Annotated in this window: 15 protein-coding genes; 14 read left to right on the forward strand and 1 reads right to left on the reverse strand. The window is 60.2% G+C overall.

Going from position 1 to position 12,702, the window contains the following annotated elements; genetic code table 11:
• Nucleotides 1–49 precede the first annotated feature (49 nt).
• Complete coding sequence (gene cysE, locus ACR2TX_RS14090; protein WP_086135362.1) at nt 50–877, forward strand: serine O-acetyltransferase; 828 nt, start codon at nt 50–52, stop codon at nt 875–877.
• Between the two features lie 353 nt (nt 878–1,230).
• Complete coding sequence (gene nifA, locus ACR2TX_RS14095) at nt 1,231–2,856, forward strand: nif-specific transcriptional activator NifA (protein ID WP_086135363.1); 1,626 nt, start codon at nt 1,231–1,233, stop codon at nt 2,854–2,856.
• 108 nt (nt 2,857–2,964) lie between these two features.
• Here the strand turns inward: nifA and ACR2TX_RS14100 are convergent, their stop codons facing one another.
• Nucleotides 2,965–3,318 (reverse strand): hypothetical protein, encoded by a 354-nt coding sequence (locus ACR2TX_RS14100; protein ID WP_077729019.1) that lies wholly within the window; start codon nt 3,316–3,318, stop codon nt 2,965–2,967.
• 369 nt (nt 3,319–3,687) lie between these two features.
• Here ACR2TX_RS14100 and ACR2TX_RS14105 point away from each other — a divergent pair, with 369 nt between their 5' ends.
• The 12 genes from ACR2TX_RS14105 (at nt 3,688) to bfr (ending at nt 12,330) form a co-directional block, all read left to right on the forward strand.
• Entirely contained in the window at nt 3,688–5,031 is a 1,344-nt protein-coding gene (locus ACR2TX_RS14105) for a 4Fe-4S dicluster domain-containing protein (protein ID WP_156879313.1), read from the forward strand.
• 20 nt (nt 5,032–5,051) lie between these two features.
• Nucleotides 5,052–5,276, forward strand: a complete 225-nt coding sequence (locus tag ACR2TX_RS14110; protein ID WP_077729020.1) for a hypothetical protein — start codon at nt 5,052–5,054, stop codon at nt 5,274–5,276.
• 9 nt (nt 5,277–5,285) lie between these two features.
• A complete protein-coding gene (locus ACR2TX_RS14115) occupies nt 5,286–5,609 on the forward strand; it encodes a Rieske 2Fe-2S domain-containing protein (RefSeq protein WP_086135501.1) in 324 nt (107 codons plus the stop codon).
• A gap of 61 nt (nt 5,610–5,670) precedes the next feature.
• Nucleotides 5,671–5,952 carry a hypothetical protein gene (locus tag ACR2TX_RS14120; protein ID WP_077729021.1) on the forward strand — a complete coding sequence of 94 codons (282 nt, stop codon included), beginning with the start codon at nt 5,671–5,673 and terminating at the stop codon, nt 5,950–5,952.
• 32 nt (nt 5,953–5,984) lie between these two features.
• On the forward strand, nt 5,985–6,566 hold the full coding sequence (gene rsxA, locus ACR2TX_RS14125; protein WP_077729022.1) for an electron transport complex subunit RsxA: 582 nt from the start codon (nt 5,985–5,987) through the stop codon (nt 6,564–6,566).
• 8 nt (nt 6,567–6,574) lie between these two features.
• Nucleotides 6,575–7,120 (forward strand): electron transport complex subunit RsxB, encoded by a 546-nt coding sequence (gene rsxB, locus ACR2TX_RS14130; protein WP_077729023.1) that lies wholly within the window; start codon nt 6,575–6,577, stop codon nt 7,118–7,120.
• Nucleotides 7,121–7,122: 2 nt separating this feature from the next.
• Nucleotides 7,123–8,595 carry an electron transport complex subunit RsxC gene (rsxC, locus tag ACR2TX_RS14135; protein WP_434129888.1) on the forward strand — a complete coding sequence of 491 codons (1,473 nt, stop codon included), beginning with the start codon at nt 7,123–7,125 and terminating at the stop codon, nt 8,593–8,595.
• Complete coding sequence (locus ACR2TX_RS14140; protein ID WP_434129890.1) at nt 8,592–9,671, forward strand: RnfABCDGE type electron transport complex subunit D; 1,080 nt, start codon at nt 8,592–8,594, stop codon at nt 9,669–9,671. Before rsxC ends, ACR2TX_RS14140 begins: the two co-directional genes overlap by 4 nt.
• Complete coding sequence (rsxG, locus tag ACR2TX_RS14145) at nt 9,668–10,372, forward strand: electron transport complex subunit RsxG (RefSeq protein ID WP_434129891.1); 705 nt, start codon at nt 9,668–9,670, stop codon at nt 10,370–10,372. Before ACR2TX_RS14140 ends, rsxG begins: the two co-directional genes overlap by 4 nt.
• A gap of 449 nt (nt 10,373–10,821) precedes the next feature.
• Nucleotides 10,822–11,511 carry an electron transport complex subunit E gene (locus ACR2TX_RS14150; RefSeq protein WP_077729027.1) on the forward strand — a complete coding sequence of 230 codons (690 nt, stop codon included), beginning with the start codon at nt 10,822–10,824 and terminating at the stop codon, nt 11,509–11,511.
• Nucleotides 11,512–11,525: 14 nt separating this feature from the next.
• Nucleotides 11,526–11,810 carry an RnfH family protein gene (locus ACR2TX_RS14155; protein ID WP_077729028.1) on the forward strand — a complete coding sequence of 95 codons (285 nt, stop codon included), beginning with the start codon at nt 11,526–11,528 and terminating at the stop codon, nt 11,808–11,810.
• Between the two features lie 55 nt (nt 11,811–11,865).
• The gene (bfr, locus tag ACR2TX_RS14160) at nt 11,866–12,330 is read left to right on the forward strand and encodes a bacterioferritin (RefSeq protein ID WP_077729029.1); all 465 of its coding nucleotides are present in this window, start codon (nt 11,866–11,868) and stop codon (nt 12,328–12,330) included.
• Nucleotides 12,331–12,702 lie beyond the last annotated feature (372 nt).

A 12,702-nucleotide genomic window follows, 5' to 3' on the forward strand; every position in this document is an offset into this window, starting at 1 on the left:
ACTTTTCAAGCCGTCAACGGCCCACGAGCGAGATAGAGGTAGCGGGACCATGAGACATCAAGCGAGCTATGAGATTCTGGACCGCAAAGTTGAATCTCTCTCGGATTCGGACGCTCGGCCCGCATCGGCCCCGTCGCCAAGACCGTCCGCCGGTTCCCGGGCGCAGAATCTATTCGCGGAATGGCGAGAAGACGTGGCCTGCGTTTTCGGCCGCGATCCCGCCGCCCGTACTCGCTTCGAAGTGTTGACGACTTACCCCGGCCTGCATGCCGTTCTCATACACCGCGTGGCCCATCGTCTGTGGCAACGCGGATTTTTTTACGGGGCGCGCTTGCTGGCGTTCTTGACGCGGCTTTGGACCAATATCGACATTCATCCCGGAGCGACCATCGGCCGCCGCTTTTTCATCGATCACGGAGCCGGGGTGGTCATAGGCGAAACGGCGGAAATCGGCGATGACGTCACGCTTTACCATGGCGTCACGCTGGGAGGTACGAGCTGGAACAAAGGCAAGCGCCACCCGACTCTAGGCGACGGCGTTCTGGTCGGCGCCGGCGCCAAGATTCTCGGGCCGATTACCCTTGGCGACAATGTGCGCGTAGGCGCCAATTCGGTCGTCGTCAAGGACGTGCCGGCAAACCGGACCGTGGTCGGCATTCCAGGGAGGATCGTGCAGCCCAAGGAAGGCGTTACCATGAATCCGCAGCGGATCGATCTCGATCATCACCACATCCCGGATGTCGTGAATCAGACCATGGCCGACATGAAGGCTCGCATCGAGTCGCTGGAAAATCTGGTTGCCGCGATGACTCCCCCTGAAAATGACCGTTTATACGCATTGCGAAACGTCGGCAATATAAGAGGTGGGCGGCTCTGAGCCTGGCTCGCCCGACGTGATGAGGATGGGACGAACTCCGACCTCGAATACAGCAAATCTCCGTCAATGTTGAACCGTTTATCGACGTGTCCCATGCCGCATTTTCCGTAGCTTGATCGAACCAGTCCCGCCGGTCCGATAGCGACCGGCATTGCCCTTCGGGGCTACCTATGACCAAGGCAGCCGTTCCGGATCGTAACCGAGCGGCCGAGGTCCATTTCCAAAGCCGAAACCGGGCATAAAACCTGCTTCATCCCATTAATCGAGTTCTGAAGTTGCCAGCGGAGGCTCATCAGAGCTGCATTCGAGCATATCAGGGAATTGCGGGCTAACCCCACCGTACGAGGCCGGCTATGTCAGCAAGAGAAGCAGCTAACCCATTGGAAAAGCAAAGGAATTTGGAGCTGATCACGATTTACGAGATCAGCAAGATTCTCAGCTCCTCCCTGGATCTCCATAAAACCCTCCGGGAGGCGCTCAACGTTCTTTCATCGCACATGCACATGCTGCGCTGCATGATCAGCTTGGTGCAGGACAACGCCGACGTGCATGTTATTGGGGCGGCGGGTTTGTCTCGCGATGAAATCGAGCGAGGACAATTCCGGAAGGGCGAAGGAATCGTCGGCAAGATCATCAAAACAGGCGTTCCCATCGTCGTCCGCAATATCGCCGAAGAGCCGCAGTTTCTGAACAGGACGGGCTCGCGCGATCTTTCGAGCGGGCAAAGGATCGCGTTCATAGGCATTCCGATCAAGGCCATGGGGGACACGATAGGCGTCCTCAGCGCCGACCGCGACATGACGACCTACCATGGGCATCTGGAGCACGACGTCCGTTTGCTCAAGATGGTGGCCAATCTGGTCGGCCAGGCGATCAGGCTCCACCAACTCGTGGCTGCGGAACGCGAACAGCGGATCATAGAGCAGCACCGCTTGCAAAAGGCGGCCCAGCCCGTTCGAGGGCTGGTCAACGTCATCGGCCAGAGCCAGCGCATGCAAGAGGTGTTCGCCGATGTGGAACGGGCGGCCTCGGTTCATTCCACGGTGCTGCTGCGCGGCGAAACCGGGACCGGCAAGGAGATGATCGCGCACGCGATTCACCATCTGAGCGCGCGCAAAGACGGGCCTTTCGTGCGGGTCAATTGCGCCGCCTTGTCCGAGACCCTGCTGGAATCCGAGTTGTTCGGCCACGAGAAAGGATCTTTCACCGGCGCGACGCAGGAGCGAAAAGGCCGCTTCGAGCTGGCCCACGGCGGAACGCTGTTTCTCGACGAAATCGGCGACGTATCTCCCAATTTCCAGGTCAAGCTTCTGCGCGTGCTGCAGGAACGGGAATTCGAACGGGTGGGCGGCAATAAACCGATACAGGTCGACGTACGGCTGATCGTGGCCACCAACCGCAATCTCGAGGATGCGGTGCTCAAGGGCGAATTCCGGGCCGACCTTTATTTTCGGATCAATGTGATATCCATTCTCCTGCCGGCGCTGCGCGAACGGCGCGAAGACATCTTTCCATTGGCCGATCATTTCCTGGAACGCTTCAACCACGCCAATCAGCGCCAGCTCATGCTGTCGCCGGAGGCGAAACAGATCCTGGCGGAATGCTATTGGCCCGGCAACGTCCGCGAGCTGGAAAACTGCGTGGAGCGGACTGCGGCCATGTCCCGCGGCAAAACGATTCGCGACATCAATCTGCCATGCCAGAAAAACATGTGTTTTTCGCTGGCGCTGAGGCCGATCTCGCAAATGTCGAGCCCGGTTCCGGCCGTTTCCGCGGAAGCTCCCGCCGCAGCCGAACCCGATCACGATTCGCAAGCGGGAAGAGGAGTGCCGGAATTCAAATCGACGCGCGAAAGGCTGATCTGGGCGATGGAGGAGTGCGGGTGGGTGCAGGCCAAGGCCGCGCGGCTGCTCGGGATGACGACGCGGCAGATGCACTACGCTCTTCAGAAATACAACATCGAGATCAAGAAGCTTTAGAGCCTTTCCCAGTTGGCCGCCCGCCTTGAGTCCGTAGGATGCGGTGAGGCATGAACCGCATCGTTCGCGATGACCCAGGAATCGAAACCTGTTCGAAGTGAAAAGGCGCTAACGCTCGATCTCCGCTTCCTCGACGAGCTCCGGCGCTTGCGTAACGAAGCGGCGGGGGCATCGGTCGAGGCGATCGGCCCAGATTTTCAGCTTAAGCCATAGTCCGCTGACGAGCCGCCAGGCGATGACCCTTTCCCAGTAAACGCCGACCTCGACGGGAAATTCCTCCGCGTCGAAGCGGTCCTCGGTCAGCGTGAATTCATGCCGATAGAAGCATCGTTCTCCGGCATCATCGAATCCTAGCTCCTTGCAGGCATGAGCGAAGGTATCCACGTGGCGCTCGAAACTCACGGGCGCTATGGCTTGCCGGTGATAGTCGTCCGGCAGATCGGCGTTCCACTGAATGGTCATGGCGAACCCCCATCGAACAGGAAAGTTGTGCAGATTCGGCAGCCTGTCGAGTGCGATGCAAGCCCCGAACGCGCCCGATTCTACATTCTTACGCTATTTAGTAAAGGAAATAGCGAGCTCGCGATTTGTAAATAGCGGCGGGGGCTTCCGAATTTCGATGAACCCCGTTTTGTCGGAAATGCGCCTCGGGGTCGCGACAAGAGGAATACGGAGACAGGGTTTTGTCACGAACCTGACATAGCGAAAAATCGAATCAGGCGCTGGCGATTTCAAAAACATCCTTATAAAACAGTATTGTGCGTCTATATTGAGAATGGGCATCGTTATTGCTTGATGCTTGGCGACGGCTTTTTATTCTCATTGAGCGCGATGGATACCCAACTCGACTGGTCGGCCTATGACAGCTACGGTGCTGGCGACGCCTACGCGGCGGTACCTGCCGCGGGCGGCGCCTTCGGCAAGGCCGCGGCCGTCTGTATCGGCAACCGACAGTGCCAGCGCACCGAAAAGGGCGTGATGTGCCCGAGCTTTCGCGCCACTCAGGATGTCGCACACTCGACTCAGCACCGGGCTGCCACGCTCAAGGCTGCCTTGAACGGCGAGTACGGCGTTAAGCCTTTTGTCGGTCCGGAACTCGCCGAGGCAATGGATTTGTGCGTGGGCTGCAAAGGCTGCAAGCGCGAGTGCCCGAACGGCGTGGACATGGCGCTGCTTCGCGTCGAAACGCTCGCTCAGCGCTGGGCAGCGCTCGGCGGAGCGCCGTTACGCGAGCGTCTCTTCGCCCATCTGCCGCGTTTCGCCCACCGGCTCGCGGCGCTGAATCCGCTGATTTCTTTCCGTGAACGCTTCCCCTTTTTGGCGCGATGGGTCGAACGCGTGTTTGGTATCGCCGCCAAGCGTTCGCTGCCGCGTGGCGCAGCCCGGAGTTTTCTTGCTTCTGCACCGAGAGAAGGCATCGGTGCTCCGGACGGCCGCGAAATCGTCCTGCTAGTGGATACCTTCTCCAACCATTTCGATACCGAAACCGCGGAGGCCGCGCTGGAAGTACTGCTGGCGGGAGGCTATCGGATACACATCGCGAGGCCGCCGGCCGGAGAACGGCCTCTATGCTGCGGGCGCACTTTTCTTTCTCACGGCTTGATCGCGGAAACACGGGCAGAGGCCCGGCGCATGGTCGAAACGCTGTGGCCTTATGTGGAGAGCGGGCTCCCGGTTGTCGGACTGGAGCCGTCCTGTCTCCTCATGCTGCGCGACGAGTATTACAGCCTCGGATTGGGGGAAAAGGTCGACAAGATCGCCAAGGCGGCGGTCCTCTTGGAAGAGTTTTTGGCCCGCGAACACGACGCCAAGCGCCTCAAGCTGGCGTTCAAATCCGTGCCCGGCGCGCGGGCGATGGTACACGGACATTGCCACCAAAAGGCCTTTGGCGCATTGAAAGCGATGCGGAAAGTCTTGGGTCTGGTGCCGGAACTCCAGGTCGAGTTCATCGAGTCGAGCTGCTGCGGGATGGCCGGCGCCTTCGGGCTGGAGGCCGAACACTACGAAGTGTCCATGCGGATGGCCGAGCTCGCGCTGTTGCCGAAAGTGCGGGAAGCCGATACCGATACCTTATTGATCGCCAACGGTACCAGTTGCCGTCATCAGATTCGCGACGGCGCACAACGCGAGAGCGTGCATTTCGCACGGGTGCTGCGGATGGCCTTGGCTACTTGAAGCAGAGGAGAGAAGAGAGCATGACGGTTGCATCGGGTTTTTTCGTGGATTGGGCCGGCAATGCCCGTCGGACCGAGGAGCCGGGCGGCGGTTACCGCTGCGAGGTCGATACCGTGGCGCGTTATGTCGCGGTGCTGTCCCAGAAAGGCACGCTCATCCATGAAGGCACCTTTTACAAAACCCTGGCGGACATGGAAGCGGCCGGAATCAAGGCCAAGCTGGTGGACGCCTCGGTCCCCTGGTAGGCGGTGACGGTGAGTTACACCAGCCTATGCAAGCACAGAAACCTCGGCGAAGGCGACATGGTGCCTTTTACCGTGGAAGGCCGCGAAATATTGCTGGTCTGGCCGGATGGCGGGGAGCTCAAGGCCTTTCAAGGCACCTGCCCGCATCACAACGCCCGTTTGAAATACGGCGGGTTCAACGGACGGACCATCACTTGCACCTTCCATAACTGGGTGTTCGACGCGCGTACCGGCCAAGGCCTGATTCCGCCGCGCTGTGCGCTGGAAGAGTATCCGCTGCGGATCGAAGACGGGATGGTTCAGGTCGATCTTTCGGGGTGCTCCCCGTCCTGATGCGGAGAGCGTTCTCACGAATCTTGGGGTTTTTTATCGGTATTAACTTGGGAAGACTGTTATGGCGAATTACGAAAAATTAAAGAACGACATGTCGATCTGCGACGGTGAAAGGATCGGCGGGTATGCCAGTGCCTGCAGGGGCCAGCTCTACCGCTGCACGGCCTGCGGAGCCGTGGGCTGCCGGCAAGCCAAGGAACATGCCTGCAGCAAGCAGGGATTCAGCGTCGCGTTCAAGTGTTATGCCTGCGGCGCGATCGGAAAGGAAGAACTCGTCGCTTCTGGTCATGAGGCCAGCAAAAGCGCCGCGAGCACGCCGGCGCGAATGGAGAATACGGACTGACGAATACGGCAATCGGCGGAGGCGAGAACACGATGCGCGATTACTTGATGCTTTTGCTGGGGACTGCGTTGGTCAACAACGTGGTGCTGGTCAAGTTCCTGGGGCTGTGTCCCTTCATGGGCGTGTCGAAGAAGCTGGATTCGGCGCTCGGCATGGGTTTGGCGACCACCTTCGTGCTCACGCTGACCGCCGTGGCCAGTTGGCTCCTGGAGCACTACCTGCTGGCCCCCCTCGACATCGGCTTCCTCAGGATTCTGTCGTTCATCCTGGTCATCGCCGCCGTGGTTCAGTTCACCGAAATGGTCGTTCGCAAGACCAGCCCGGTACTTTATCAAGTCCTCGGCATTTTTCTGCCGCTCATCACGACCAACTGCGCCGTGCTGGGAGTGGCCCTTCTGAACATCCAGCAGGAATACGATTTCCTGCACAGCGCCCTATTCGGATTCGGTTCCGCCCTGGGATTCACCCTGGTCATGGTCATTTTCGCCGGCATTCGGGAGCGACTGGCCCTCATGAGCGTTCCGGAAGCTTTCGCCGGCGTTCCGATCGCTTTCATCTCCGCCGGGATTCTGTCCCTGGCATTCATGGGATTCGCAGGACTCAACACACATTAGGCCAGCTTATGTACATCCTATTCGCCGTACTCAGCCTTACCGCTTTAGGACTTGCTCTGGGCTTCATGCTGGGCGCCGCCGCTCGCTACTTCAAGGTCGAAGACAACCCGCTGGTCGACGAGATCGAAAAGATGATGCCGGGCTCGCAATGCGGCCAATGCGGTTATCCCGGCTGCCGGCCGGCGGCGGAAGCCCTGGTGGCCGGCAAGGCGTCCGCCACCCTGTGCCCGCCCGGCGGAAAGGCCTTGGCCGAACAGTTGGCGAGCAAGCTCTCGCTGGACATCGATCTGGCCGGCGTGGAAGACCAGGTTCCCATGGTGGCGAGAGTCAGCGAAGCGACCTGCATCGGCTGCACCCGCTGCTTCAAGGTGTGTCCTACGGACGCCATCGTGGGAGCGCCCAAGCAGATTCATGCCGTGGTCGCCGATGCCTGCATCGCCTGCGGAAAGTGCGTGGAGGTCTGCCCGACCGAATGTCTCGGGATGCAGCCCATCAAAACCACCTTGCGTAACTGGCGCTGGGCCAAACCCGATCTCGCTGCCGCGGGAGCCTGAAAATGGTCGTACTGGACATCAATGCGCTATGGCGCCGACGCAGCAAAATCCGGGGCGGTGTCCATCCGGAACCGCGCAAGGAATCGACCGCCGATAAACCCATAGTCACCGATTTCCCTTTGCCGGAACGGCTTTACCTGCCGCTGCAGCAACACTTGGGGCAACCTGCGGAACCGGTGGTCCGGGCGGGCGACAAGGTGCTGAAAGGGCAATTGCTCGCGGCGAGCCGGGGTGCAGTCTCGGCCTCGGTGCATGCCTCGACTTCCGGAACCGTGGCCGGCATCGAAGAATATCCGGCGCCGCATCCTTCGGGACTCCCGACCCCGACCGTCGTTCTCGAACCGGACGGGGAGGATCGCTGGATCGAGGGGACTGGCGAAGCCGATCCGTTCAGTCTGACACCCGAGGAACTCTGCGCCCGCGTCGACCAGGCCGGCATCGTCGGCCTGGGAGGAGCCGCCTTCCCGTCGGCGATGAAGCTGAACCTCGGATGGCGGACCCGGATCAACACGCTCATCATCAACGGCGGCGAGTGCGAACCGTATCTGACCTGCGACGATCGGCTGATGCGGGAGCGCGCGGCGGAGATCGTCGAGGGCGTCCGGATCATGCTGCACGGGTTGCAATGCCCGACCGCCCTGATCGCGATCGAGGACAACAAGCCGGAAGCGTATGCCGCCATGCTCGATGCGGCGAAAAAACACGGCCGCATCGAGGTCGTTCAGGTGCCGTCCCTGTATCCCATGGGCTGGGAAAAGAATCTCGTCACCCATCTGACCGGCAAGGAAGTGCCCGCGGGGGGGCGTCCCACCGACGTGGGCGTGCTGCTGCACAACGTCGCGACCGCTTATGCCGTGCAACGGGCCGTTCGTTACGGACGGCCGCTGATCAGCCGGGTGGTTACGGTGAGTGGAGAAGCGGTGGAGTCGCCGCGCAACGTGGAGGCGCCGTTCGGTACGCTGTTGTCCGAGCTGCTCGCCTTCTGCGGGCACAAGCCCGAACGGACGGCCCGCTACGTGATGGGCGGGCCGATGATGGGCGATCATCTGCCTCACGTTCAAGTGCCCTTGGTCAAGCGCACCAGCGGCATCCTGGCGCTGACGCCCGAAGAAATCCAGGCTGCGGACGCCAGGCCCTGCATCCGCTGCGGGCGCTGCGTCTCGGCTTGTCCGGTCGGATTGCTGCCGCTGGAAATGATGACCCGCATCCGCGCCGGCCAGCTGGACGCCGCAGTGAGTTTCGGGCTTAGGGACTGCATCAGCTGTAGTTCATGTTCCTATGTCTGTCCGTCGCGAATTCCCCTGGTGCATTACTTCAAATATGCGAGCGGGGAATTGATGGCGCGCCAACAGGCGCAGCAGAAAACCGAGCAGACCAATCGCCTGGCCGAGGAGAAGCGGCTGCGGCTGGAAAGGGCCAAACAAGCGGCTGCGGCGCGCAAGGCGCAGGCTTCCGCCAAGGAGGATGCGTCATGAGCAAGGTATACCTGCCCGTCGCTCCGTTAACCGGCGCCGACCATCCGGTGCAAGCCATCATGGCGCAGGTGGTATTGGCGCTGGTGCCGGCTACCGCTTTCGGCCTGTTTCTATTCGGCTGGCCGGCCCTTTATCTATTTTTGACGACTGTCTTGTCAGCGGTGCTGTTCGAAGCCGTTTGCCTGAAGTTGGCAGGCAAACCGGCTTCGCTTTTTTTGTTGGACGGTTCCGCACTGTTGACCGGGTGGTTGCTGGCTTTGAGCCTTCCTCCCTGGGCGCCCTGGTGGATAGGCGTGACCGGAGCGGGTCTCGCCATCATCGTCGGCAAGCAGATCTACGGCGGCATCGGCCAAAATCTGTTCAATCCGGCGATGCTCGCGCGTGTCGCCCTGCTGGTGTCGTTTCCCCTGGAAATGACGACCTGGGCCCAGCCGGCGCCTCTATTCTCCGGGCAGGCCCCCGGCCTGCTCCAGGCATTGGGAATCACCTTTGGCGGTGCCGGCATCGATGGTTTCGCCAGTGCGACCGTCATAGGCCATGCCAAGACCGAATTGTCTCAAGGCAAAACGCTAGTCGAGGCGTTTGCGAACGGACAGTTCGGCCTGGCCGGAGCATGGCTGGGCTGGATTCCCGGCAGCCTTGGCGAAACCTCGGCCCTGCTGGTGGCGGTCGGCGGCGTATGGCTGCTTTGGAAGCGGATCATCACCTGGCATATCCCGGTAGCCTTGCTGGCCACCGTTGCCGGCCTCGCAACCATCTTCCACCTCATCGACAGCGATCGTTATCTCGGTCCGCTGTGGCACCTCGGAGCCGGCGGCGTGATGCTGGCCGCGTTCTTTATCGCAACCGATTACGTCACCTCGCCCGGCAGCCCAAAAGGGCAGCTGATTTTCGGTGCCGGCTGCGGACTCTTGATCTTCGTCATCCGCACTTGGGGCGGGTTTCCCGAGGGCGTGGGCTTCGCCGTGCTGTTGATGAACGCGCTGACGCCGGTGATCGACTATTACGTCCGGCCCCGCATCTACGGGCGCGATTACAAGGGCAAGCCCTTGAAATTGCCGGAGGGTAAAGAATGATCGCCTTGAATAAAGAGGCGCTTCTGCAATTTGCACTCCTGCGATGGCAAAGACTGCGCCGAAACTTCGATGATCTGGATGCGCTTCGGCAGCGTTTGGACTATCAGACTTATTTGCTGGCCGTTTGCGCCCTGGCTGCCAGTCTGCTCTTAGGGATAGGCGATCTGGTCACCAAAGAGGCGATCGCGGAGCGCCAGGCCGAAGATCTCCGGGCGACGCTGGGACAGGTGCTGCCGGAAGCGCTTTACGATAACGACGTGCTTGCAAGCCTGCGGGTGATTCCGTCGGCGGGAGAAGGGACCGGCCTTGATCAAACCGAGGTTTTCGTCGCCAAGAAAGGCGGCGAAGTCAGCGCCGTGGCGTTCAAGATGCTGGCTACCGGCGGCTATGCCGGCGACCTTACCCTGATGGTGGGCGTGGACCGCGACGGAAAAATCCTGGGCGTTCGGGTTATCTCGCATGCCGAGACGCCGGGCTTGGGCGATAAGGTCGAAACCTCCAAGTCCGGCTGGATTCTGGGGTTTAACGGCCGATCCCTGAGCAATACGTCCCCGCAAGGCTGGCGGGTCAAAAAGGACGGCGGCGACTTCGACCAATTCGCCGGCGCCACCATTACGCCGCGGGCGGTGGTCAAGGGCGTCGAAGGCGGGCTCAAATTTTTCGAGCGCCACCGCCAGGAGCTTTTAGCGGCAACCGAATAGCGCATTTTTTGTTTTCGTATGGTGGATTAAATGTCCGAAAACTCTGCCAAGGTGCCGCTGATCGCGGCGATTGTTTTAGAGCGGGGAGCCGCCCCGCACGCGGGATACGCTGCGATCGCCATCCCTGGCGTTCGCCCTCCGGGCCAGCCTTCGGCTGTCCCAATTCACTCCCGGCGAATTGGTCTTTTGCTTGGCCAAAAGAAAGTATCCAAAGAAAAGGCCACCCGGCGAGCGCCCTGGTCCTGCGCGTTTCGCCCGGTACCGGGGGCGACCGAAGGTACGTCCGTGTACCTCGGTCGCCGCACGCGATCCGTCGCGTGCTCCTGCGGACACTTCCGGTGCCGGGCTCCAATGCTCGGGGGCGCTCGAACGGGACCAAGAAGACGTGTAGCACCCGCTACCGCGGGCACTACACCAAAGCAGAAAACGCTCCGCGGAGGAAAGCCGTCATGTCCGAATCCTTGAGCAGAATCGCCAAAGAAGGTTTGTGGAGCAACAACATCGTCTTCAGCCAGAGCATCGCTTTGTGCCCGCTCCTGGCGGTCACCGGCACGACCACCAACGGGCTCGGCATGGGGCTCGCCACGACCGCCGTCCTGATGGTATGCAATCTGTTGATTTCTTACGGCCGGCTGCTCATACCGTCGGAAATCCGAATTCCCGTCTTCGTGGCGCTGATCGCCATGGTCGTCACCCTGGTGGACATGCTGATGAACGCCTGGCTGCACGAATTGCACAAGGTGCTGGGGCTTTTTATTCCGCTGATCGTGACCAACTGCGCCATTCTCGGCCGGGCGGAAGCGTACGCTTCGCGCAAGCCGCCGGTTTACGCCCTGTTCGACGGGCTCATGATGGGGCTTGGGTTTACGCTGGCTCTGGTCGTCCTGGGCGCGGCTCGGGAAGTCAGCGGCTCGGGAACGCTGTTCGCCAATGCTTCCCTGCTGTTGGGGCAGGGGTTCGCCTGGCTGGAAACCACGCTGATCCCGGAGTATCGCGGATTCCTGCTGATGGCCTTGCCGCCGGGCGGTTTCCTGATGCTGGGTTTTATTCTTGCCGGAAAAAGATTGCTGGATAAGCGTTTGGCGCGCAGGCCGCTGCGAAACGCGGCGATCGAACAGCCTTTGGCCGAAAACGTCTAATTGGGTGAAGAGATATGCACGTCGGTGTATGTTACGCGGAAGCGGATCGCCAGGTATGGATGCGGCTGGAGGTCCCGGACAACAGCGTGGTGGAAGAAGCGATCCGCCGCTCGGGCATCTTGGAGTGCTTCCCGGAAATCGATCTGACCAGGCAAAAGGTCGGTATATTCGGCAAGCTGGTGAAGCTGGACAGTCCGATCAACGATGGAGACCGCATCGAAATTTACCGTCCCATCACGGCCGACCCGAAAACCGTCAAGCGTCGCCGCACCGCAAGCGATGACGACGATGACGATTGAGCGCGCCGCGCTTGGGCTACTTTTTCAATAACAATACAAACGGAGAACTTTCCCCGTGAAAGGCGACAGCAAGGTTATCGAATATCTCAACAAAGTCCTCACCAACGAATTGACCGCGATCAACCAGTATTTCCTGCACGCGCGGATGTTCAAGAACTGGGGGCTGCATAAACTCAACGAGAAGGAGTACCACGAATCCATCGACGAGATGAAGCATGCCGATCAGGTGATCGAACGCGTGCTATTCCTCGAAGGCCTGCCGAACCTCCAGGATTTGGGCAAGCTCAAGGTCGGCGAGCATACCGTGGAAATGCTGGAATGCGACTTGGCCCTGGAAATGGACGCCATTCCGCTGTTGCGCGAGGCCATCGCCTATTGCGAGCAGGTCAACGATTACGTGAGCCGTGAACTCCTCGAACACATTCTCGAAAGCGAGGAAGAACATGTCGACTGGCTGGAAACGCAATTGGGTCTGATCGCCAAGATCGGCATCCAGAATTACGAGCAGTCGATGATGTAAACGCTATCGCATGCGAAAGGCGAACTCGGGCGGTCGTTGACCGCCTTTTTTTTGTCCGCTTTTAAACAAATTCCCATGAATGTTGGCTGCTTTGTATTTGTCCGGACATTCCCATACCGGCTGGCATGAATCTATCCACTTGAATATAAAGGCATATATGAATGGTACGCGGATTGCACTGTAAACCATCGGTACTAGGTTCAACGGATGTTTCGGCTCTGACGGTCAAGCCGCACGATGAGGAAGTGCCGCTATGCCCGCACTGAGACGGAACAGCGCGAATAGACAGACAGGAGCAAGCCATGCAGACAGTGCAGCATCAATCGGGTGCCGAGGGCGTCGACACGCACGCCGGAGCGGACGTAGACGAAA

The sequence above is a fragment of the Methylocaldum sp. GT1BB genome (assembly GCF_051027545.1).
Taxonomy (GTDB): Bacteria; Pseudomonadota; Gammaproteobacteria; order Methylococcales; family Methylococcaceae; genus Methylocaldum.

Coding starts and splice junctions, on each gene's coding strand:
- cysE (WP_086135362.1), top strand. CDS start 50: ATGAGACATCAAGCGAGCTATGAGATTCTGGACCGCAAAGTTGAATCT.
- nifA (WP_086135363.1), top strand. CDS start 1,231: ATGTCAGCAAGAGAAGCAGCTAACCCATTGGAAAAGCAAAGGAATTTG.
- ACR2TX_RS14100 (WP_077729019.1), bottom strand. CDS start 3,318: ATGACCATTCAGTGGAACGCCGATCTGCCGGACGACTATCACCGGCAA.
- ACR2TX_RS14105 (WP_156879313.1), top strand. CDS start 3,688: ATGGATACCCAACTCGACTGGTCGGCCTATGACAGCTACGGTGCTGGC.
- ACR2TX_RS14110 (WP_077729020.1), top strand. CDS start 5,052: ATGACGGTTGCATCGGGTTTTTTCGTGGATTGGGCCGGCAATGCCCGT.
- ACR2TX_RS14120 (WP_077729021.1), top strand. CDS start 5,671: ATGGCGAATTACGAAAAATTAAAGAACGACATGTCGATCTGCGACGGT.
- rsxA (WP_077729022.1), top strand. CDS start 5,985: ATGCGCGATTACTTGATGCTTTTGCTGGGGACTGCGTTGGTCAACAAC.
- rsxB (WP_077729023.1), top strand. CDS start 6,575: ATGTACATCCTATTCGCCGTACTCAGCCTTACCGCTTTAGGACTTGCT.
- rsxC (WP_434129888.1), top strand. CDS start 7,123: ATGGTCGTACTGGACATCAATGCGCTATGGCGCCGACGCAGCAAAATC.
- ACR2TX_RS14140 (WP_434129890.1), top strand. CDS start 8,592: ATGAGCAAGGTATACCTGCCCGTCGCTCCGTTAACCGGCGCCGACCAT.
- rsxG (WP_434129891.1), top strand. CDS start 9,668: ATGATCGCCTTGAATAAAGAGGCGCTTCTGCAATTTGCACTCCTGCGA.
- ACR2TX_RS14150 (WP_077729027.1), top strand. CDS start 10,822: ATGTCCGAATCCTTGAGCAGAATCGCCAAAGAAGGTTTGTGGAGCAAC.
- ACR2TX_RS14155 (WP_077729028.1), top strand. CDS start 11,526: ATGCACGTCGGTGTATGTTACGCGGAAGCGGATCGCCAGGTATGGATG.